The following is a 21,709-nucleotide window of genomic DNA, read 5'->3' as shown; positions in this document are numbered from 1 at the left end:
GGAGGCCTGAGACACCATGAGCGACAACTCCGAACACCCCTCCCCGTTCACCGAGAAGGACGTCCAGCGCGAGGTCAGCGAACTCGAGGGCAAGTCCGCGACGGCGGCCCGCCTCTTCGACATCCGGCGCATCATCGGCGGGCTCTTCGTCCTCTACGGCGTCATCGTCACCATCGTCGGTCTCACGGACGACGACGCGGCGATCGACAAGGCCGAGGGCGTGAACATCAACCTCTGGACCGGCCTGGGCATGCTGCTCCTCGGCCTGTTCTTCCTCACCTGGCTGAAGCTACGCCCCACGGCCCCGCCCCCACCCGACACCACCCCGTCGGAAAACGAGCCCCCCACTCCCTGACCCACCCACCCTCATCCCCCGCTTCCCTCGCCCCCGCCGCCCCTACCCGTCCCATCCCCAGGGACTCCGCCCCTTCGACCCCCCTGGGGCTGCCGCCCCAGACCCCGCTCCGGCCCTGAAGGGGCCTTGTCCTCAAACGCCGGACGGGCTGGATTGCGCCGACCGGCGCTGAAAGGTGGCGCCCAGCGGGTGGGTGGGGGCTCGGGATGGTGAGAGCCCGTCCTCGGACACCGGACCGCTGGAGGGTGCCGGCCTGCTGAGAGGGGCCGGACCTGCCGGTGAGCGGGGGCCGGGGATGGTGAGAGCCCGTCCTCGGACGCCAGACGGCTGGAGGGTGCCGGCCTGCTGAGAGGGGCCGGTCCTGCGGGTGAGCGGGGGTCGGGGATGGTGAGAGCCCGTCCTCGGACGCCAGACGGCTGGAGGGTGCCGGCCTGCTGAGAGGGGCCGGCCCTGCCGGTGAGTGGCGGTCGGTGGGTGGGGATTCGGGATGGTGGGAGGCCGTCCTCAAACGCCGGACGGGCTGGACTGTGCCGGCCGACGTTGAAAGGTGACGCCCAGCAGGTCGGTGAGAGCCCGTCCTCGGGTGCCGGACGGCTGGGTGGTGCCGGACGGCATCGAGAAGGGTCCCTGGGCCGCACGGGTTGCGAGGTGCGGACCGGCGTACCCCCACCGGCCCGCAGCCGCCCACGGCGGGAAGGGGACGTGGTGGGGGGTGTCCGCCCGCAGTGGCCGGCGTCAAGGGGCGGTCAGCACTCTGCCCGACGCCAGCCGCCGGTCCGAGGACGGACACCCCCCGCCACGGCCCCGACCCACAACGCACCCAAAGGCGCTACGCGCACCCCCACCGAACCCGCACATGCGCCGCAGGCATCACGGCTCCACCCCCGCGTCCCCCTCCGGCAACGGCCCCGCCCGGTCCAGCAACCCCGTGCGCGCCGCCAACGCCGCCGCCTCCAGCCGGGAGCCGACGCCCAGTTTCATCAGTACCCGTTGGACATGGGTGCGTGCAGTCGACGGTGCGATGCCCATTCCGGCCGCGATCAGGCGGGTGTCCTCGCCGTCGGCCACCCGGACCAGGACCTCGACCTCCCGGGGCGTGAGCATCTGAAGCAGGCGCTGCCCCTCGTCGTCCGGCTGCGCCGCAGGGTTCAGCAGCTCACTGAACGCACCCTGCAGCAACTGCGGCGCCACCGCCGCCTCCCCCGCCCGCGCCTTCATGATCGCCCGCTCCACGCCCTCTATGCGCTCATCGTGCCGGACATAACCGGAGGCCCCGGCCGCGAACGCCGCCGCTATCCCGCGCGGACTCGGCACCGGCCCCAGCACCAACACCGCCACCTGCGGCCGCTCCCGCTTGATCTTCGCCACCGGATCGAACATCCCCGGCTCCGCAGGCGTCGCCGTCCCCAGCAGGCACACCTCGGGCGCCCGCGTGATCACCAGCTCCGCCGCCCCCGCGGCAGGCGCCGCCGCGGCCAGCACCCGGTGCCCCCGCAGCTTCAGCGCCGAGGCCAGCGCCTCCGCGAGCAATCGGTGGTCGTCGACCACCATGAGCCGCACTCCCATCGAGCAACCCCCCAGTCCCCCCAATGGATCCCCATCACTACCCAGGACCGACCGCGCCAGTCCGGATGCCCCACTATGGATGCCCACTGGTCCGCGCGGACAGAAGCCCCCTCCCGGCTCCCCCGCCCTTCATGCCCCCGGAAGCTACACGCTTGTTCGACATTGCGCTCCCCCTACCGGCGAGAAGTGCCCCGGAACGGCGGATTTTCTGGCTTTCCGCGCATTCGACAGCGTTGAGGCAGTACACGAAACGGCCCCCCGTTCCCGACCAGGAAAGGGGGGCCGTACTCAGCCGGTCGCGCCGAACGCGATCACATGCGCCTTGCGGGTGTCCGAACTCCCCAGCTCGCTCGCGAACTTGGCGGACATGTACAGACGCCCCTGCGAGTACAGAATCTCGGCGTAGTCCGGCGACATCCGCGTCTCCACGTCCCGCACCGTCTTCGTGGCCGGATTCTCCAGCAGCTTCGTCTCCTCGAAACTGCCGCCGTCGATGCTGACGATCTGACCGCCCTTGTCGTACGGCGGACGCTTGTACGCGATCAGATTGCCGCCGTCCATGCGCAGCGGCGAGATCGTGTACCGGTCGCCCGCGTCCGCACGCTGCCCGGTCTGCTTGCCGGTGGCGAGATCGAACGCGACGATCTCGTTGGTCCGGCCGTACTCGCCACCGCCGGCGTGCTGTTCGGTCTCCACGTAGAGCCGGTCGTTGCCCACCACGACACCCGTGCACGCCTCGATCGTGGTGACACCGGAGCAGCGGGCCGCGAACCGGTCGCCCGGCACGGAGACACGGATGCGCAGCTTGCCGGTCCTGTTGTCGATCGAGAAGACGTCCGTGATGCCGACGGCGTCCTTGGACTGGCCGAGCTCGGCGGCCACGACCAGCGGGTCGGTGGAGATGACGCTGGCGTACTCGACGCCGGCGGCCATCTTGTAGTCGGAGATGACGTTCCCGGTCTTCGGGTCGACGGTCTGGATGTTCAGCTGGGGCTGCTCGTAGCTGCCGCACTTGCGGACGACGACCAGCTTCGGACCGCCGGCGTACCCGAGGTCGTAGCAGTTGTCGTCGGTCTTGGGGACCCACAGCTGCCTGCCGGACCCGACGTCCCACGCCGCGCCGCCGCTGGTGCCGCCGGCCGCGACCGTGCCCCCGCTGACGGTGACGTTGTCGTACCGGATCTCCCCGTTCTTGCCCTTGGCGGTCTTGGTCCACAGCTTCTTGCCGGCGTCGAGGTCGATCGCCGCGATCTGGGTGCAGCCGTGCGAGGGCTTGTCCTCGGTCGGCATCGCGGGCTCGAACGCGACGGCCGTGACGTGGTCCTCGGTCATGTGCTTGCTGGCCTGGCAGACCGGGCCGGGCAGCTTGACCGTCCACAGCTCGCTGCCCTTGTCGGGGTCGTAGCCGACGATCTCCGCGACGCCGCTCTTGACGTACGCCTTGTCGGTCAGCCACGAGCCGGGCACGGAGATGCTGGTGTCGTCGTCGACGTTGGGCGCCGGGACCTGGAAGAGGACCTGGGAGGTGGTGTTCGAGGGCACCTTCTCCGTGCCGTCGGGGGCGTCGAAGCCACCGCCCCCCTCGCCGTCGCCCCCGCCTCCGGTGCCGCCGCTGGAGCTGGCGGTGTCGTCCTTGGCGCCGTCGTCACCGGAGTTCGCGTACCAGACGCCACCGCCGATGATCAGGGCGATCGCCACGACGGCGGCCGCCACGATGACGGCGAGCTGCGAGCTGGACCTGCCGCCTCCGCCGCCCTGGCCGGGCTGGGGGTGCATCGGCACGGTCTGCTGCGGATAGCCGTAGCCGGGCGGCTGGGCGTACGGGTTCTGCGGCTGCCCGTAGGGGGCGGCGGGCTGCTGAGCGGGGTAGCCGTACCCGGGCGGGGCCGCGGGAGCTCCCTGCAGTGGCTGAGGTGGCTGAGGTGGCTGCGGCGCCTGGGGATAGCCGTATCCGGGCTGCGGCGGCTGCGGGCCCTGCGGCGGCTGCGGGGGCTGCTGCGGTGGTGGCTGGGGTGCGCCGAAGCCGCCGCCCCCTTGCTGCTGGGGCGGCTGGTCCTGCGGCGGGCCGAACCCGCCCGGCGGGGGCTGGTTGGGCGGCGGAGGCGGCGGCTGGGTCATGGCGTGGGTACCTCAGGGGAGGGGGACGACGGGCGGCGCGGCGGACACGGTGGGGACGACGGCGAGGACAGCGGCCGGCGCACGCCTCACTTGCCGAAGGCGAGCATCAGCTTCTCCTTGGCTTCGTCGTTGCCGCTGAGCCGGGTGCTGGAGAGGTAGAAGCGCCCGTCGACCCAGGCGTACGCCTTGGAGAAGAAGCCGTTCTCGATGTCCGCGGCGCCCGCCGGGTTCTGGAGCAGCTTGCTGGGCTCGTGGTTGCTCCCGGTGGCCGGGATCGACACGACCTGGCCGCCCGCGTCGTACGACGGCTGGACGTACGCGATGAGCTTGCCCTCCTCGACCTTGATCGGCAGCATCGACTCCTCGGCCGGGGACTTCACGCGCCACTTCTCCTTGCCGTTGGCGAGGTCGATGGCGACGATCTCGTTGGCGCTGCTGATCGCCTTGGTCGGCATGTAGAGCGTGTTGGCGTCGGCGACCACACCGGAGCAGCCCGTGAGGTCACGCTGCAGGATGGCCCAGCCGCACTCGGCGCCGATGTCGAGGTCGACGTCGACCTGCGAGCGGATCTTGCCGGCGGAGTTGAACGTGGAGATGTTCCACGCCTTCTTCTCCTTGTTGGTGCCGTAGATGACCAGCGGGTCCATGGAGAAGACGCGTGCGACGCGCCAGCCCTTGTCGAACCGCATGGTCCACTTCGCCTTGCCGGTGACCGGGTCGAGCTCCTGCACCTCGTCGTGCTCGTCGGAGCCGGAGGCGTCGCAGGACGCGACAGAGATGAGCTTGTCGCCGCCCGCGAAGGCGGCCGGGAAGCACTTGTCGCCGTAACGCGTCTTGTCCCACAGCTTCTTGCCGCTGTCGATGTCGTACGCGGTGCCGGACTGCGAGCGGCCCACCATCAGGGTCTTGCCGGTGATGGACAGTTCGACCTTCAGCGTGCTGTCGAACAGCTGGCCGTTGGCGACATCGCCCTTCCAGCCCTTTTCGCCGGTGTTGAGGTCGACCTGCTGGAGCTGGTTGCACTTGGCGCGGTCGCTGCTGCCGTTCATGTACGCGACGACGACCTTGTCGTCGGCCGACTTCTGCGGGGTGACCGCGCAGATCTTCTCCGGGAAGGAGATCGGGTCCCAGGCGTTCTCGCCGTCGGCGACGTTGTAGGCGAAGAGCTGCTTGTACGCCGCCTTCACCGCGGCCTTGTCGGTGATCCACATGCCGGGGGCGTCCGCGCCGGACTTGGGCGCGTCCGGCGCCGACTTGTACCAGAGCACCTTCGATTCGCCCGCCTGGCGGCCCGCGTTGAGGTTCTCCGGGTCGTCGCCGCCCTCGCTGCCGCCGCCCTCGGAGCCGGACGGGGACGCGGAGCCCTTGGGGTCGTCGGTCTGCTGGGCGACGGGCTTGTCGTCCTTGTCGTCGCCGCCGCTGGTCACCGCGTACACGGTGCCCCCGATGACGACCAGTGCCGCGACGGCGGCACCGATGGCGAGGGCGGGCTTGCCTTTGAAGGGGTTGCGCGAGCCGGGGCCGGGCGCGCCCGGGTACTGCGGCTGGGGCGGGTAGCCGTAGCCCTGGGCGGGCTGCTGGGCGTAGGGGCCGGGCTGCTGCGGATAGCCGTACGGCCCCGGCTGCTGCTGGGGTTGGGCGTACGGGCCCGGCTGGGCGGGCGGCTGCTGGGGGTAGCCGTATCCGGGCTGCGGGGCGCCGGACGGCGGGCCTTGCGGGGGCGGCGGAGTCTGCGGCGGGCCCTGGGGCGGCGGGGGTGTCTGAGGGGCGCCCTGCGGCGGGGGCGGGGTCTGCGGCGCTCCGAAGCCACCCTGCCTCGGATCCTGTGGTGCGCCGAATCCGCCCTGCGGCGGCTGGTTGGGCGGCTGGCTCATGAGCGGTTCCCCCTTGAGACCGGTGTGGTGCCACGTTCCGTGCCGTCGCGTTTCCGCCACACCGGCGTTTCTCAGACTGTTCTCAGGCGGCCCTTTCTATCACCCACCACCGACAGCCCACCGGGCCGCATCCACCCCTGTTCCCAAGGGAGGACGGGCCCGTGATACCGCCGTTATGCGCGTTCACACCCTCTTCACGCAGGGTGCGGACGCGCCCCACAGGGGCGCGGGGAACTGCGCGACCAGCCCCAACGGCGCCGCAGCCGAGCAACCGACCTATCGCGGCACCCCCAGCGGAGCGCTACGCCTCCTCGGCGAGTTCCAGCCAGCGCAGCTCCAGTTCATCCCGCTGACCGGCCAGATCGCGCAGCTCCGTGTCGAGTTCGGCGACCTTCGCGAAGTCGGTGGCGTGCTCGGCGATCTGCGCGTGCAGCTTGGTCTCCCGTTCGGAAATCTTGTCGAGCTGTCGCTCGATCTTCTGCAACTCCTTCTTGGCGGCGCGCAGATCGGCCGCGCTCCGCTCCGGCACGGCCTTCTCGGCGGCCGGAGTGGCGGCCGCGGCGGCGGCCTGGGCCTCCATGCGGTGGCGGCGCTCCAGGTACTCGTCGATGCCGCGCGGCAGCATCCGCAGGGTGGCGTCGCCGAGCAGCGCGAACACGCGGTCGGTGGTGCGCTCGATGAAGAACCGGTCGTGGGAGATGACGATCATCGAGCCCGGCCAGCCGTCGAGGACGTCCTCGAGCTGGGTGAGGGTCTCGATGTCGAGGTCGTTGGTGGGCTCGTCCAGGAAGAGGACGTTGGGCTCGTCCATCAGCAGGCGCAGGAGCTGGAGCCGGCGGCGCTCACCGCCGGACAGGTCGCCGACCGGCGTCCACTGCTTCTCCTTGTTGAAGCCGAAGGTCTCGCACAGCTGTCCGGCGGTCATCTCGCGCCCCTTGCCGAGGTCGACGCGCTCGCGCACCCGCTGAACGGCTTCCAGTACCCGCCAGTCGGGGTCGAGCTCGTCGACCTCCTGGGAGAGGTAGGCCAGTTTGACGGTCTTTCCGACCGCGATCCGGCCACCGGCCGGCTGCGCCTCACCCTCGGTCCGTGCCGCCTCGGCCATGGCGCGCAGCAGCGACGTCTTCCCGGCGCCGTTGACCCCGACGAGTCCGATGCGGTCGCCGGGCCCGAGCTGCCAGGTCACATGCTTGAGCAGCACCTTGGGACCGGCCTGGACGGTGATGTCCTCCAGGTCGAACACGGTCTTGCCGAGCCTGGACGAGGCGAACTTCATCAGCTCGCTGCTGTCCCGGGGCGGCGGCACGTCCTTGATGAGCTCGTTGGCCGCCTCGACCCTGAAGCGCGGCTTGGACGTACGCGCGGGCGCGCCGCGGCGCAGCCAGGCCAGCTCCTTGCGGACGAGGTTCTGCCGCTTGACCTCCTCGGTGGCGGCGATGCGCTCGCGCTCGGCGCGGGCGTAGACGTAGTCGGAGTAGCCGCCCTCGTACTCGTAGACGTCGCCGCGCTGGACGTCCCACATGCGGGTGCAGACCTGGTCGAGGAACCAGCGGTCGTGGGTGACGCACACCAGTGCCGAGCGCCGCTCGCGCAGATGCTGGGCGAGCCAGGCGATGCCCTCGACGTCGAGGTGGTTGGTGGGCTCGTCGAGGACGATCAGGTCCTGCTCCTCGATGAGCAGCTTGGCGAGCGCGATCCGGCGCCGCTCGCCCCCGGAGAGCGGGCCGATGACGGTGTCGAGCCCCTGGGGGAACCCGGGCAGGTCGAGCCCGCCGAAGAGTCCGGTCAGTACGTCTCTGATCTTGGCGTTGCCGGCCCACTCGTGGTCGGCCAGGTCCCGGATGACCTCGTGGCGGACGGTGGCCTCGGGGTCGAGCGAGTCGTGCTGGGTGAGCACGCCGAGGCGCAGTCCGCCGGAGTGGGTGACCCGGCCGGTGTCGGCCTCCTCCAGCTTGGCCAGCATCCGGATCAGGGTCGTCTTGCCGTCGCCGTTGCGACCCACGACGCCGATGCGGTCGCCCTCGGAGACGCCGAGCGACACGCCGTCGAGCAGGGCACGGGTGCCGTACACCTTGCTGACGTTCTCGACATTGACGAGGTTGACGGCCATTTCTCTCCTGCCCAGGGGGACGATCGACCCTCCAGGGTAGTCGCGCCCACCGACAGACCTTCACGCCCCGAGAGTCTTCACACACACGTGCGCCCCGGGGACCCCCTGTCCTCCCCGGGGCGGAGTGCTCGGCGTCAGCGGCGGGCGGCGGCCGTGCGGACCTCGCCGAGGAGGTCGTACATGACCTGGCCGGGGCATTCGGTGTCGAAGTAGTCGCGGTGCCCGCCGATGGTGTTCGTGTCCTTCTTCGTGCCGTTGACGGGGTTGGTGTAGGTCACCTGCGCCTGCGGGTCGAGGCCCTGGAGGCGGCATATCACCTTGATCAGCCGGATCAGGGAGGCCTTGGCCGCGTCCGTGGGCGCCTGCCGGTCGAGGTTGCCGATCAGGGCGATGCCCAGGGCGCCGGAGTTGTAGCCCACGGAGTGGAAGCCGGTGACGAGGTCGCCGTCGGGGTTGAAGGCCGGGATGCCGTCGTCGCCGGAGTAGCGGCCCTCGTAGACCGTGCCCGCCTCGTCGATGAGGAAGTGGTAGCCGATGTCGCCCCAGTCGTTGGTGATCGCGTGGTACTCGTAGATCGCGCGTACCGTCGCGGCCGGGTCGGGGTCGTCGTTCGGCGTCGCGGTGTGGTGGACCGTGATGATCTGCAGCGGGTAGTACGTCTCGGGCGAGTTGACCGAGCCGTCCGGCTTGAACCGCTTGGACTCGTCGGCGCCCCAGGCCGGGCGCGAGAGGTAGCCGACGCCGCGCACGCGCGTGGGCTCGCTCGGCACGTGGAAGGTGCGGTCGGGTCCGTCGGTGGTGTCGATCGCGAGCGAGTGGACGGCGTTGATGCCGCCCGGCGCCTTCACCGAGTACGCGGTGGCGCTGTCGGCGGCGACCAGGGCCGTGCCGCCGTCCTCGACGGTCGCGCAGCCGCTGGCCAGGGTCTGCCAGTCGCCGTCCGCGAGCCGGATGGCGGCGCCGTCCTTCGCGCCGGACCAGCGGACCCCGACGTAGGAGGCGGCGAAGGCGGTGGTGGCCTCGCCGGTGCCGGTGGCGGCCTCGGTCCGGGTGGCCGGGAACTTCTCCGGCGTCGTGCCGGAATCGCCGGTGCCGGAGGCGGAGTTGTCGCTCTCGCCGGAGTCGCCGGCCGCGAACACCATCGGCGTGATCGCGGCCCCGGCGGCCACCGCGCCGCCGGCGGCGATCGCGCCCCGGCGGGAGAGGGAGCGCTTTCTACGGTGGGACGGCTGTGCGGGGGTGGGGGATTCGGACACGGAGGTGTCCCCTTCCAGAAGTGCACTTGACGGTGCGTCGGCGCATGTGGGGGCCAGACGCTTGAATCGTCAAGCGACATTAACCGTCCCACTCGTCCCACGTGTACTGCGATCGCAGTACATCCGTGTGGAGATCGAGCGAAGAACTCGTACTTGTGAGTACGGAGTTACTCCCCGAACTCACCGCCGCCCCGCACCACCGTCGCGCCCCGCGCGGGCCCCGACGCCGTGCGCACCGAGCGGCAGGTGCCGGACGTCCGCAGGGCCTCGGTCACCTTCACCGCCGCCTCGGGATCGCGGACGAGGAACGCCGTGGTCGGGCCTGAGCCGGAGACGAGCGCCGTCAGCGCGCCCGCGGCGCGGCCGGCGGCGAGGGTGTCGGCGAGCTCCGGGAAGAGGGAGAGGGCCGCGGGCTGGAGGTCGTTGGAGACGGCGGCGGCGAGCGCGTCGGCGTCCCCCTTGGCCAGGGCGTCGAGCAGCGGCTGGGAGGCGACGGGTTCGGGGATGTCGGTGCCCTCGCCGAGCCGGTCGAACTCGCGGAAGACGGCGGGGGTGGACAGCCCGCGGTCGGCCATCGCGAACACCCAGTGGAAGGTGCCGCCCACGTCGAGCACGCGCAGCTTCTCGCCCCGTCCGGTGCCCAGGGCCGCGCCGCCGACCAGGCTGAACGGCACGTCGCTGCCCAACTCGGCGCAGATGTCGAGGAGTTCCTCGCGCGAGGCGTTGGTGCCCCACAGCGCGTCGCACGCCAGCAGCGCGCCCGCGCCGTCCGCGCTGCCGCCCGCCATGCCGCCGGCCACCGGGATGTCCTTGGCGATGTGCAGATGCACGTCGGGGGTACGGCCGTGGCGCGCGGCGAGCGCCTCGGCCGCGCGCGCGGCGAGGTTCGTGCGGTCCAGCGGCACCTGGTCGGCGTCGGGGCCGTCGCAGGTGACGCGCGGGCCGTCGGGCGAGGCGGTGACGGTGACCTCGTCGTACAGGCCGACGGCGAGGAAGACGTTGGCCAGGTCGTGGAACCCGTCGGGCCGGGCGGCGCCCACCGCGAGCTGGACGTTGACCTTGGCGGGGACGCGGACGGTGACGCTCGCGCTCACTTACTCGGACTCCTTGTGCTCGGCGATGCGCGCGAACTCCTCGACGGTCAGGGCCTCTCCGCGCGCCCGCGGCGAGACGCCGGCCGCGACGAGTGCCGCCTCGGCGGCCGGCGCCGAACCCGCCCAGCCGGCGAGCGCGGCGCGCAGCGTCTTGCGGCGCTGGGCGAAGGCGGCGTCGACGACGGCGAAGACCTCGCGCCGGGAAGCGGTGGTCTTGATCGGCTCGGTGCGCCGGGTCAGGGCGACCAGGCCGCTGTCGACGTTCGGCGCGGGCCAGAAGACGTTGCGCCCGATGGCGCCGGCCCGCTTGACCTCGGCGTACCAGTTGGCCTTCACGGACGGCACGCCGTACACCTTCGAGCCGGGTGCGGCGGCGAGGCGGTCGGCGACCTCCGACTGCACCATGACGAGGGTGCGTTCGATGCTCGGGAAGGTCTCCAGCATGTGGAGCAGGACCGGGACGGCCACGTTGTAGGGGAGGTTCGCGACCAGCGCGGTGGGCGGCGGGCCCGGCAGCTGAGTGACGTGCATCGCGTCGGAGTGCACCAGCGCGAAGCGGTCGGCGCGCTCCGGCATGCGGGCGGCGATCGTGGACGGGAGCGCGGCGGCCAGTACGTCGTCGATCTCGACGGCGGTGACGCGGTCGGCCACCTCCAGCAGGGCGAGGGTGAGCGAGCCGAGCCCCGGGCCGATCTCGACGACCACGTCGTCGGGGCGGACCTGGGCGGTGCGGACGATACGGCGGACCGTGTTCGCGTCGATCACGAAGTTCTGGCCGCGCTGCTTGGTGGGGCGCACACCGAGGGCCGCCGCGAGCTCTCGGACGTCGGCGGGGCCCAGGAGGGCGTCGGGGGTGGGGCTGCTCACCCGACAAGGGTACGGGGCGCCGCCGACGTGGCCGCCCCAGGGACTCACCTGTGCAGCCGCCCCCCGCAGTGCGGCCAGGGACTGGTCCCCTGCCGCACGTACAGCTTCTTCGCGCGCATCGTCTGCTCCGCCGGCGGGGCGTCCTGCGGCCGGCCCTTCCCGCCGAGGTCGTGCCAGGTCCGCGTGTCGAACTGGTACAGCCCGCCGTACGTCCCCGACGAGTCCACCGCGTCGGCCCGGCCCCCGGACTCGCACGCCGCCAGCCCGTCCCAGTTGAGCTGCCCGGCACCGTCCACGGACGTCGGCAGGGGCTTGGTGCCCACCTTCACGATCTGTGTCTGCGGCTCGCGCACCACCTCGGACCCGGTCCGGCGCGGCTTCTGCTTGACGCCGTTGACCGTGCGCAGGGAGTACGTGGTCCGCCGCAGTCCCGCCCGCCCCGCCCGCTCGACGATCTCCGTGCCCTTGAACACCGAGGGGTCGTCGACGCGCTCCACGGCGAACGGGATCGCCTCGTCGCGGATCTCCTTGCGGCCGGTGATCCTCAGGACGGTGACCGTCTGCCCGTCGCGCGGGAAGCTGTCCAGGGGGACGGAGGTGGTGTCCTGGCCGCGCAGGGTGATCCCCGCCTGCTCCACGACCTCGTTCACGGTCGCGGCGTTGGTGCGGATGGGGCGGGCCAGGCCGTCCGCCATGACCGTCACGGCTCGCTCGGTGCGCACCTCCAGCGCGAGCCCCTCACGCCCGATGCGCCGGGAGCGCGAGGCCGAAAGATACGCGCCCTCGGCACGCACCCCCAGCTGAGTGAGCGCCTCCTCCACCGTGTGCGCCGTCGTCCACACCTCGCGCTTGTGGCCGTCGATCGTGAGCCGCAGGGGACGTCCGTAGCGCACCGCGACCTCGTCCCCGTTGGCGAGCCCCGTGTCGGGAGGAGGCGCGACCTCGTCGTGCGCCCCGACCTCGACGCCCTCGTCGTCGAGCAGTTCGGTGACGTCGTCGGCGAAGGTGTGCAGGCTGCGCGGCTTGCCGTCGACGCTCAGCTCGATCCCCTTGTCCTTGGCGACGAACGCGCTGGTCCCGCCCGCGAGGAACGCGACGACCAGCGCCTGCGGGACGAGCCGGCGCATGGTCCCGTCGCCCCTCTCGGCCGCGCGCGCCCTGCGCCGGTGCGCGGCCCGGCGGCCGCTCCTGGGGCGCACCACGGGCGTGTGCGCCGTCTCGGAGATCTCGTACGCGGGCCGGTAGGTGTCGTCGTACTTCTCGTACGCCCCGTACCCCCCGCGCGTCTCGTACCCGGCTCCGTAACTGTCCGTACGCGCCTCGTAGGGCCTCGGCACCCCGTACGCCAGCGTCTGAGCGCCGTACGGGTCGAAGCCGCCGTACGGCGGGGGCTCGTGGGCCCGGCTCGGGCCGTACGTCTCGAACTGCGCGTTGCTCACGACGACACGCTCCAGCGAGGGGTCCGTTTCGGGCCCCCAGAACCTAGCGGAGGTGCCGTGACTCTCCAAAGCGACGCGACTACACAGCGTCGCCGTCGGTCCGAGGTGAACCCTCGCGAGCGTTATCCCTCGGTTATCGGTCAGTAACCGAAGGCATGTGCCGTGTTCGAGCCGAGGGCCGCCGCCAGCGCGTCCTCCTCGATCCCCCGTACGGCCGCCATGGCGCGCACCGTGATCGGAATGAGATACGGCGCATTGGGCCGTCCGCGGTACGGCACCGGCGTGAGGAAGGGCGCGTCCGTCTCCACCAGGAGCAGCTCCAGCGGCGCCACCGCCACCGCGTCCCGCAGGTTCTGGGCGTTCTTGAAGGTGACGTTGCCCGCGAAGGACATGAAGTATCCGGCGCGGGCGCACACCTTGGCCATCTCCGCGTCGCCGGAGTAGCAGTGGAAGACGGTCCGCTCGGGCGCGCCCTCCTCCTTCAGCACGCGCAGCACGTCCTCGTGGGCGTCGCGGTCGTGGATGACCAGCGTCTTGCCGTGCCGCTTGGCGATCTCGACGTGGGCGCGGAAGGACTCCTCCTGCGCCTGCTTGCCCTCGGGCCCGGTGCGGAAGTAGTCGAGGCCGGTCTCGCCGACGCCCTTCACCTGGGGGAGTGCGGCCAGGCGGTCGATCTCCGCGAGCGCCTCGTCGAGCGCCCCCGCGCCCCCGGGCTCGCGCGCCCCCTGCCGGGACCAGCCGTCGGGATCGCCGTGCACGATGCGCGGCGCCTCGTTCGGATGCAGCGCGACGGTCGCGTGCACGGCGTCGTACTCCGCCGCCGTCTCGGCCGCCCACCGCGAGCCCCGTACGTCGCAGCCCACCTGCACGACGGTCGTCACGCCCACCGACGCCGCCTTCGCCAGGGCCTCCTCCACCGTGCCCGACTGCATGTCGAGGTGGGTGTGCGAGTCGGCGACCGGTACCCGGAGCGGTTCCGGGAGCGGCGGGGCGGCGTGCTTGTCGGCGGCGTTCGAAGGCATGCCCCGATCCTACGAAAGGGGCACGCCGCTAGGTCCTGTCGTCAAATTCCCGCCTGCCGCGCGGCGTCAGGCGGGAATTTGACGACAGGACCTAGGGACCGGGCGTCCGGCTCAGCTCGCCCTGCGCTGGAAGACGTGCAGCAGGTCGGCCAGGTGCCAGTGGTGCGGCTCCTTCGCCGCCGCGCCGTCGGCCGGCACCGACGGCACCTCCACCGGGCCCGCCGGCGGCACCCGGTGCTGCTGGTGCACCGCGTCGCGCACCGACGCCACCCGGCCCGGCCGCATGATCCGTACGACGTGGTTGTCGCAGTTGGGACACGTCGGCCGGCTCAGCGGCGACGGCACGACCTGGCCGTCGGCCACGTACATCACGAACTCGCGGCCCTCACCGTCCATGTGGTGCTCTATCTCGTACGACTGCTCCCAGCCGTGCCCGCAGCGCATGCAGGCGAAGGAGTACGACTCGTTCACGACGGCGGTCGCCCCGTTGCGAAGGCCGGTCTGCCCTGTGATCTCGCTCATGCCAGCTCCTGTAGTCCGCTGGTGGGGCGGTTCGCGCCCCACGACCCAGTGGACTCCTCGCCAGGAGTGAACGCACGCCATCTGTCCAGTATTGGCGCCGACTTGGGCGTTCCTTGCCGAAAGGGCCGAGTCGCTTTACCCCGGCATGGGGCGCTCGCTCATGCGATATACGCCCTGCTCACACGGCGTTTCACGCCCCCGCGTTCTTGGCCGCCACCACGGCGTCGAAGACCTCGCGCTTCGGCACCCCGGCCGCCGCCGCCACCGCCGCGATGGCCTCCTTGCGCCGCTCCCCCGCCTCTTCGCGGACGCGAACCCGCCGCACCAGCTCAGCGGCGTCGATCTCCTCGGCCCCCTTCTCGGGCGCCCCCTCGACGACGACGGTGATCTCCCCGCGCACCCCCTGCGCGGCCCACTCCGCCAGCTCCCCCAGCCCGCCGCGCCTGACCTCCTCGTATGTCTTGGTCAGCTCCCGGCACACGGCGGCCCGGCGCTCGCCGCCGAACACCTCGGCCATCGCGGCGAGCGTGTCGTCGAGCCGGTGCGGGGCCTCGAAGTAGACGAGCGTGCGCCGCTCCCCGGCCACCTCCTTCAGCCGCGACAGCCGCTCCCCCGCCTTGCGCGGCAGGAACCCCTCGAAGCAGAACCGGTCGACCGGCAGCCCGGACAGCGCGAGCGCGGTCAGCACGGCGGACGGGCCGGGCACCGCGGTGACCCGGATGTCCTTCGCCACCGCCGCCGCGACCAGCCGGTACCCCGGGTCGGACACCGACGGCATCCCCGCGTCGGTCACCAGCAGCACCCGCGAGCCCTCCTGGAGCGCCTCGACCAGCTCGGGCGTACGGGCCGACTCGTTGCCCTCGAAGTACGACACGACCCGCCCGGCCGGCTGCACGCCCAGCGCCTGGGTGAGGCGCTTGAGCCGGCGGGTGTCCTCGGCGGCGATCACATCCGCACCGGCGAGCTCCTCGACCAGCCGGGGCGGGGCGTCCTTGACGTCGCCGATGGGGGTGCCTGCCAAAACAAGGGTTCCTGTCACGTTTCCATCCTCGCAGGGCGCATCCACGCGACTGTCACAGACGTGTTCCCTACGATGGCGCGGTGACCAGTACAGCGTCGTCGATGGACTCCACGGACATCCGGCAGGGCCAGGCACCGCACGAGCAGCGGCCGTCGTGGCAGCAGCGGCTGCGCCGTTTCGGCTACACGGCGTCGCCCAGAAGCGATGTGCGTGACCGGCTCGTGCCGCCCTACGTCCAGCCCAGCCCGCGGATGTGGCAGTTCCTCGGCGTCTCGCGGCCGCTCGCCGAGCGGATCGCGCGCTGGTCGGCCTGGGGCGGTCCGCTGCTGGTCACGCTGCTGGCCGGGGTGCTGCGGTTCTGGAACCTGGGCAGCCCGAAGGCGGTGATATTCGACGAGACGTACTACGCCAAGGACGCCTGGGCGCTGGTCCACCGCGGTTTCGAGGTCGGCTGGGACAAGAACGCCAACGACCTGGTCCTGGAGCTCGGCGACAAGGTGAAGATCCCGACGGACGCGGCGTACGTCGTGCATCCGCCGGTCGGCAAGTACGTGATCGGGCTCGGCGAGCTGATGTTCGGGTTCAACCCGTTCGGCTGGCGCTTCATGACGGCCCTGCTCGGCACGCTCGCCGTCCTGATGCTGTGCCGCATCGGCCGCCGCGTCTTCCGCTCCACCTTCCTGGGTTGTCTGGCCGGCACCCTGATGGCGGTGGACGGGCTGGCCTTCGTGATGGCGCGCACCTCGCTGCTCGACGGGGTGCTGATGTTCTTCGTGCTGGCGGCGTTCGGCTGCCTGGTCCTCGACCGGGACCGGGCCCGGGCGAAACTCGCCGCCGCGCTGCCGGCCGACGCCGACGGCCGGGTCCGCCCCGACGCGCACATCGCCGAGACCCTGCGTCTGGGCTGGCGCCCCTGGCGCTGGGCGGCCGGCCTGATGCTGGGCCTGGCCATCGGCACCAAGTGGAACGGCCTGTACTTCCTGGTCGCCTTCGGCCTGATGACGGTGCTGTGGGACGTCGGCGCCCGCCGGGTCGCCGGCGCCCGCCACCCGTACGAGGCGGTGCTCAGGCGCGACCTGGGTCTGGCCTTCCTGGCGACGGTGCCGGTGGCGATCGTCACCTACATCGCGTCGTGGACCGGCTGGATCCTCTCGCCGACCGACGGCAGCGGCGGCTACTACCGCGACTGGGCGTCAGCGAACGGCCGCACGAGCAGCTGGTCGTGGCTGTTCCCCGACTGGTGGCTCAGCCTGTGGCACTACGAGCACCAGGTCTACGAGTTCCACGTCGGCCTGTCGTCCCCGCACACCTACCAGTCCAACCCGTGGAGCTGGCTCGTCGTCGGCCGCCCGGTGTCGTACTTCTACGAGTCCCCCGCGCCCGGCAGGGACGGCTGCCCCGCCGACGCGGGCGAGAAGTGCGCCCGCGAGGTGCTGGCCCTGGGCACCCCGCTGCTGTGGTGGGTGGCCGCCTTCGCGGTGCTGTACATCCTGTGGCGCTGGCTCTTCCGCCGCGACTGGCGCGCCGGCGCCATCGCCTGCGCCGTCGCGGCCGGCTACCTCCCCTGGTTCCTCTACCAGGAACGCACCATCTTCTTCTTCTACGCCATCGTCTTCCTCCCCTTCCTCTGCCTGGCCGTCGCCATGCTCCTGGGCACCCTCATCGGCCCACCCGGCTCCAGCGACACCCGCCGGGTCGCGGGCGCGACGGGCGCGGGCGTGCTGGTGCTCCTGATCGCCTGGAACTTCATCTACTTCTGGCCCGTCTACACGGGCACGGCGATCCCGATCGACGACTGGCGGTCGCGGATGTGGCTGGACACCTGGGTGTAGGGGGTGTTGCCGGGCGGCGTCAGTCCTGGACCACGGTGTTGGGGCTGGTCCCCCCGTCCAGCCGATCCGTGCCGGGCCCGCCGTACAGCCCGTCCGGGCCCGGTCCGCCGTACAGTTCGTCGGTGCCGGGGCCGCCGTACAGCTTGTCGTCGCGCTTCTTGCCGAGCTTCTCGTCCCGCGACAGTTCGAAGCCGTCGCCCACCTTGCGCTCGCCCCACATCAGGTCGTCGCCGTCGTCGCCGTACAGGACGTCGTTGCCCTCGTTGCCGGACAGCAGATCGTCGCCGGGGCCGCCGTGGATCGAGTCGTCGCCCTGCTCGCCGGACAGGACCTGGTCGCCCTCCCGGCCCCGGAGCACGTCGTCGCCGGGGCCGCCCGAGGCACTGGCCCCGTCGCCTTCGGCGTGGATCGTGTCGTCGCCGGGGCCGCCCAAGGCACTTGTCCCCTCGCCGGCGTGGATGGTGTCGTCGCCGGCGTTGCCGTCGACATGCACGCCGCGGATCGCCGTCAGCTTGTCGTCGCCGGGGCCGCCGTAGACCGTCATGACCTCGTTCGAGGTGCCGGCCCAGGTGTCGTCGCCAGAGCCGAAGCTGAACACGGTGTAGCCCATGGTGGATTCGCCGACCCGGCGGCCACTGGCGGTGTCCTCTCCGTCGCCGAGCTCCACGAACAGGGTGTTGTACGGGTCCGTGGCCATCTCCTCGATCTTCACCTTGCAGGAGACCTTGGTGTGGTCGACGTCGCTGAGGTAGGCGCAGCCGTTCCCCGGGTCGATGGGGACCACGTCGTCGATCACATAGGTGATGTCGTCGTAGTCGGCCGCCGACTCGGTGACGGTCACCCTGTTGTTCTGGCCCGGGGCCGCTCTGTACGAGAGCCTTGTCACCGGGGCCGTCGGGTCTTCGACCGGCTCTTTCGAGCCCACCGTCGCGGGCGGTCCCGGGTCGCCGCGCCCGGTGCCGAGGGCGGCCGGCAGGACGAGGGCCGTGCCGAGCGCCAGTACCAGTACGGACGCGGCGCGACGCGTCCGGAGTCCGGCGAATCGATGCGGCACGAGAGGACCTCCGGGGCGCGGTGACGGTGCCTGTCGGAACATGTCGTTCGTTCGGCTAAGAATCGGTCACACATTCGGACAACAAAAGGAAACAACTCCCCCACGTATCCCTCACCCCTCTTACAGTTCGGTGGACGAACGGGGAGGAGATCATGTCCAAGGGGGTAAAGGCCGCTGTCATAGGCGGCGTCTTCGCGGTCATGGTGGGCGGTGCCGGATACGGCGCCTACAACATCATGTCCGCGCTGAACGGCGGAGGGGCGACGGGTGCCGCGGGACCGGCGCCGGCCCGGACCGGTCCGCCGAGCGCCGAGGAGGTCGAGGAGACCACGACCAAGTTCTTCACGGCCTGGGAGAAGGGCGAGGCCGCACAGGCCTCGACGTACACGAACAACGACGCGGCCGCCCAGGCCGTGCTGTCCTCCTACAGCGAGGACGCCCACATCACCGGCGTGAAGATCACGCCCGGCAGGGCCGGCGGCGCCACCGTGCCCTACACCGTCAGCGCCAAGGTGTCCTACGGCGGCAAGTCCAAGGCGCTGTCCTACAAGAGCGAACTCACCGTCGTACGCGGGAAGACCACCGGGCGGGCCCTCGTCGACTGGCAGCCGAGCGTGATCCACCCACGGCTCAAGCGGGACGACACCCTCGTCACCGGCGAGGCGGCGACCCCGCCCATCGAGGCCGTCGACCGCAACGGCACCGTGCTGACGAAGGAGAAGTACCCCTCGCTCGGCCCGATCCTGGACACGCTGCGCGGCAGGTACGGCGACAAGGCCGGCGGCGAGCCCGGCGTCGAGTTGTCGATCCGGCACGCCGACGAGTCACCGGACACCTCGCTGCTGACCCTGGCCGAGGGCGAGCCGGGCAGGCTGGAGACGACGCTCAGCGCGAGCGTGCAGGCGGCGGCCGAGCAGGCCGTGAAGAAGTACGCGGAGTCCTCCGTGGTGGCCCTCAAGCCGAGCACCGGCGAGGTGCTGGCGGTGGCCAACCATCGCGACGACGCCTTCAACGCGGCCTTCGAGGGACGCGTCGCCCCCGGCTCCACGATGAAGATCATCACCGCGGCGATGCTCATCGACAACGGCGTGACCACGATGAACGGCCCGGCGCCCTGTCCGCCCACCGCCACCTGGCAGAGCCAGACCTTCAAGAACCTCACGGGCCTTCGGCCCGACGAGACCGCGAACGCCACGCTGGCCAACGGCTTCCTGCGCTCCTGCAACACCGCCTTCATCAAGCTCGTCGACGAGGACCCGCTCTCGGACTCCTCGCTGACGGCGGAGGCCCAGGAGCGGTTCGGGCTCGGCCGCGGTGACTGGAAGACCGGCATCGTCTCCTTCGACGGCAGCGTCCCGGCCTCACCCGGCCCGGACCGCGCGGCCAACGCCATCGGCCAGGGCAAGGTCGAGATGAACCCGCTGAACATGGCGTCGGTCACCGCCACCGCGATCACCGGCGAGTTCCACCAGCCGTATCTCGTCTCGCCCGACCTCGACGACCGTCAACTGGCCACCGCCAAGGGGCTGCCGTCGAGCACCGCCGCCCAGCTCAAGCAGATGATGCGGCTGACCGCGACCTCGGCCCAGGGCACCGCCGTGCGGGTCATGTCGCGGCTCGGCGGCGACATCGGCGCCAAGACCGGTTCCGCCGAGGTCGACGGGCAGGCCACCTCCGACAGCTGGTTCACCGGCTTCCGCAACGATGTCGCGGCCGCGGCCATGACACAGAAGGGCGGCCACGGCGGGGACGCGGCGGGGCCGATTGTCGCAGCCGTGCTACGAGCGTCCGGCTGAACTTATCCCCCGCGGCAGGGGACTCTAGGGTGGTCGTCGTCGTTGGTATGCGTGAGGTCGGCGGGGCGGCGGGGGCCCCTGAATCGCGAGGGAACGGAAAGCAGTGGGCAACAGAAGGCGCGTCGCCGAGCGACGGAAGACCAACCCCGCCGTACTCGGCGGGATGATCGCCGTGGTCCTCGGCGGCGCCGGGCTCGGCGTCTACGCCCTGCTCGGCAGCGGCGCGGCGGCCGAGAACGGCGGCGGGTCGTCGTCGACCAGCGACCAGAAGGCCAAGGCGGTCAAGACCGGCCCGCTGTCGGCGACCGAGGTCACCACCGCGGCCCGGGACTTCCTCACCGCCTGGCAGCAGGGCAAGGTGACCGAGGCGGCCGCCGCCACGGACGACACGGCGGCCGCGCGGGCCCTGCTGACGGGCTACGCCAAGGACGCCCACATCAAGGACGTGACCCTGACCGCCGGCACCCGCACCGGCGCGAAGGTCCCCTTCTCCGTGAAGGCGACGGTGTCGTACAAGGGCACCACCAAGCCGCTGGCGTACGACAGCTCCCTCACCGTCGTGCGGCGCGCCGAGGACGGAAAGCCGCTGGTCGGGTGGCACTCCGCGGTCGTCCACCCCGATCTGAAGGACGGCGACACCCTGGTCACCGGGGAGTCCGGCACCCCGCCGGTCAAGGCCCTCGACCGGGACGGCGGCGAGCTGACGGAGAAGGAGTACCCGTCGCTGGGCTCGGTCCTGGACAGCCTGCGCGAGAAGTACGGCGAGAAGGCCGGCGGCAAGGCGGGCGTCGAGCTCCAGGTCGTTCGGGGCAAGGAGTCCAAGAAGGCCGAGCTGTCCGACAAGACCCTGCTGGAGCTGAGCAAGGGCACGCCGGGCACCGTGAAGACGACGCTGAGTCCGGCGATGCAGGCCGCCGCGGAGAAGCAGGTGGCGGCGAAGTCGAAGGCGTCGGTCGCCGTGCTGCGCCCCTCGACCGGCGAGATCCTGGCGGTCGCCAACTCCTCGCACGGCTTCAACACCGCGTTCCAGGGCTCCCTCGCGCCGGGCTCCACGATGAAGGTCATCACCTCCTCGCTGCTGATCGAGAAGGACCTGGCGTCGGCGGACGAGCCGCACCCCTGCCCGAAGTACTTCACGTACGGGCACTGGAAGTTCCAGAACGACGACAAGTTCGAGATCAAGAACGGCACCTTCAAGGCGAGCTTCGCCCGCTCCTGCAACACCGCCTTCATCAGCCAGGCGCCCGAGCTGGACAACGACAGCCTCACCAAGCAGGCCCAGCAGGTCTTCGGCCTCTCCCTGAACAACTGGTCCGTCGGCGTCTCCACCTTCGACGGCTCCGTCCCGGTCCAGTCGCAGGCCCAGATGGCGGCCTCGCTCATCGGACAGGGCGGCGTGCGCATGAACCCGCTGAACATGGCGTCGGTCTCGGCGACCGTGAAGGCGGGCACCTTCAAGCAGCCCTACCTGGTCTCCCCCGAGGTCGACGGCCGTCAGCTGGCGACCGCGTCCCGCACGATGTCCGCGTCCACGCTGTCCCAGCTGCGCGACCTGATGTCCTACACCGCGGCCTACGGCACGGCGGCCGAGGCGATGTCCGGGGTCACCGGCGACGTCGGCGCCAAGACCGGCTCGGCGGAGGTCGACAACCAGAAGAAGCCCAACGGCTGGTTCACCGCGTACCGGGGCGACCTGGCCGCGGCGGGCGTGGTCCAGGCGGCCGGCCACGGCGGGGAGACCGCGGGCCCGATCGTGGCGGCGCTGCTGAAGACGGGCGGCTGA

General features: G+C 71.5%; 16 protein-coding genes. 4 read left to right on the top strand and 12 right to left on the bottom strand.

What is annotated here, in order from left to right; genetic code table 11:
* The first annotated feature begins 16 nt into the window (after positions 1 to 16).
* Positions 17 to 355, top strand: a complete 339-nt coding sequence (locus tag IM697_RS05225) for a hypothetical protein (protein WP_194045196.1) — start codon at positions 17 to 19, stop codon at positions 353 to 355.
* 870 nt (positions 356 to 1,225) lie between these two features.
* Here the strand turns inward: IM697_RS05225 and IM697_RS05220 are convergent.
* From IM697_RS05220 to rsmI, 11 genes are all read right to left on the bottom strand, one after another.
* Positions 1,226 to 1,921, bottom strand: a complete 696-nt coding sequence (locus IM697_RS05220; protein ID WP_194045195.1) for a helix-turn-helix transcriptional regulator — start codon at positions 1,919 to 1,921, stop codon at positions 1,226 to 1,228.
* Positions 1,922 to 2,209: 288 nt separating this feature from the next.
* Complete coding sequence (locus tag IM697_RS05215) at positions 2,210 to 4,039, bottom strand: outer membrane protein assembly factor BamB family protein (protein ID WP_194045194.1); 1,830 nt, start codon at positions 4,037 to 4,039, stop codon at positions 2,210 to 2,212.
* An 86-nt stretch (positions 4,040 to 4,125) separates the two neighbouring features.
* Positions 4,126 to 5,913, bottom strand: coding sequence for an outer membrane protein assembly factor BamB family protein (locus IM697_RS05210; protein WP_194045193.1), 1,788 nt, complete (start codon positions 5,911 to 5,913; stop codon positions 4,126 to 4,128).
* 301 nt (positions 5,914 to 6,214) lie between these two features.
* Positions 6,215 to 8,023 carry an ABC-F family ATP-binding cassette domain-containing protein gene (locus IM697_RS05205; RefSeq protein ID WP_194045191.1) on the bottom strand — a complete coding sequence of 603 codons (1,809 nt, stop codon included), beginning with the start codon at positions 8,021 to 8,023 and terminating at the stop codon, positions 6,215 to 6,217.
* 134 nt (positions 8,024 to 8,157) lie between these two features.
* Positions 8,158 to 9,279 carry a peptidoglycan recognition protein family protein gene (locus IM697_RS05200; protein ID WP_322734548.1) on the bottom strand — a complete coding sequence of 374 codons (1,122 nt, stop codon included), beginning with the start codon at positions 9,277 to 9,279 and terminating at the stop codon, positions 8,158 to 8,160.
* A 167-nt stretch (positions 9,280 to 9,446) separates the two neighbouring features.
* On the bottom strand, positions 9,447 to 10,373 hold the full coding sequence (locus tag IM697_RS05195; protein ID WP_194045189.1) for a 4-(cytidine 5'-diphospho)-2-C-methyl-D-erythritol kinase: 927 nt from the start codon (positions 10,371 to 10,373) through the stop codon (positions 9,447 to 9,449).
* On the bottom strand, positions 10,374 to 11,240 hold the full coding sequence (gene rsmA, locus IM697_RS05190; RefSeq protein WP_194045187.1) for a 16S rRNA (adenine(1518)-N(6)/adenine(1519)-N(6))-dimethyltransferase RsmA: 867 nt from the start codon (positions 11,238 to 11,240) through the stop codon (positions 10,374 to 10,376). It abuts the gene before it with no gap.
* 44 nt (positions 11,241 to 11,284) lie between these two features.
* Positions 11,285 to 12,679, bottom strand: coding sequence for a resuscitation-promoting factor (locus IM697_RS05185; protein WP_228044508.1), 1,395 nt, complete (start codon positions 12,677 to 12,679; stop codon positions 11,285 to 11,287).
* A gap of 140 nt (positions 12,680 to 12,819) precedes the next feature.
* A complete protein-coding gene (locus tag IM697_RS05180; RefSeq protein ID WP_194045185.1) occupies positions 12,820 to 13,701 on the bottom strand; it encodes a TatD family hydrolase in 882 nt (293 codons plus the stop codon).
* A gap of 111 nt (positions 13,702 to 13,812) precedes the next feature.
* A complete protein-coding gene (locus IM697_RS05175) occupies positions 13,813 to 14,223 on the bottom strand; it encodes a hypothetical protein (RefSeq protein ID WP_194045184.1) in 411 nt (136 codons plus the stop codon).
* 190 nt (positions 14,224 to 14,413) lie between these two features.
* A complete protein-coding gene (gene rsmI / locus IM697_RS05170) occupies positions 14,414 to 15,262 on the bottom strand; it encodes a 16S rRNA (cytidine(1402)-2'-O)-methyltransferase (protein ID WP_194045183.1) in 849 nt (282 codons plus the stop codon).
* 62 nt (positions 15,263 to 15,324) lie between these two features.
* Between rsmI and IM697_RS05165 the strand changes: the two genes are divergently transcribed.
* Complete coding sequence (locus IM697_RS05165; RefSeq protein ID WP_194045182.1) at positions 15,325 to 17,076, top strand: dolichyl-phosphate-mannose--protein mannosyltransferase; 1,752 nt, start codon at positions 15,325 to 15,327, stop codon at positions 17,074 to 17,076.
* Between the two features lie 19 nt (positions 17,077 to 17,095).
* Here IM697_RS05165 and IM697_RS05160 read toward each other — a convergent pair whose 3' ends face one another.
* The gene (locus IM697_RS05160) at positions 17,096 to 18,130 is read right to left on the bottom strand and encodes a calcium-binding protein (RefSeq protein WP_194045180.1); all 1,035 of its coding nucleotides are present in this window, start codon (positions 18,128 to 18,130) and stop codon (positions 17,096 to 17,098) included.
* Positions 18,131 to 18,282: 152 nt separating this feature from the next.
* Between IM697_RS05160 and IM697_RS05155 the strand changes: the two genes are divergently transcribed.
* A complete protein-coding gene (locus IM697_RS05155) occupies positions 18,283 to 19,926 on the top strand; it encodes a penicillin-binding transpeptidase domain-containing protein (protein ID WP_194045179.1) in 1,644 nt (547 codons plus the stop codon).
* Positions 19,927 to 20,029: 103 nt separating this feature from the next.
* Positions 20,030 to 21,709, top strand: a complete 1,680-nt coding sequence (locus IM697_RS05150) for a penicillin-binding transpeptidase domain-containing protein (protein WP_194045178.1) — start codon at positions 20,030 to 20,032, stop codon at positions 21,707 to 21,709.

Source organism: Streptomyces ferrugineus (assembly GCF_015160855.1).
GTDB classification, from domain to species: Bacteria; Actinomycetota; Actinomycetes; order Streptomycetales; family Streptomycetaceae; genus Streptomyces; species Streptomyces ferrugineus.
This window is presented reverse-complemented; position numbering and strand designations above follow the sequence as displayed.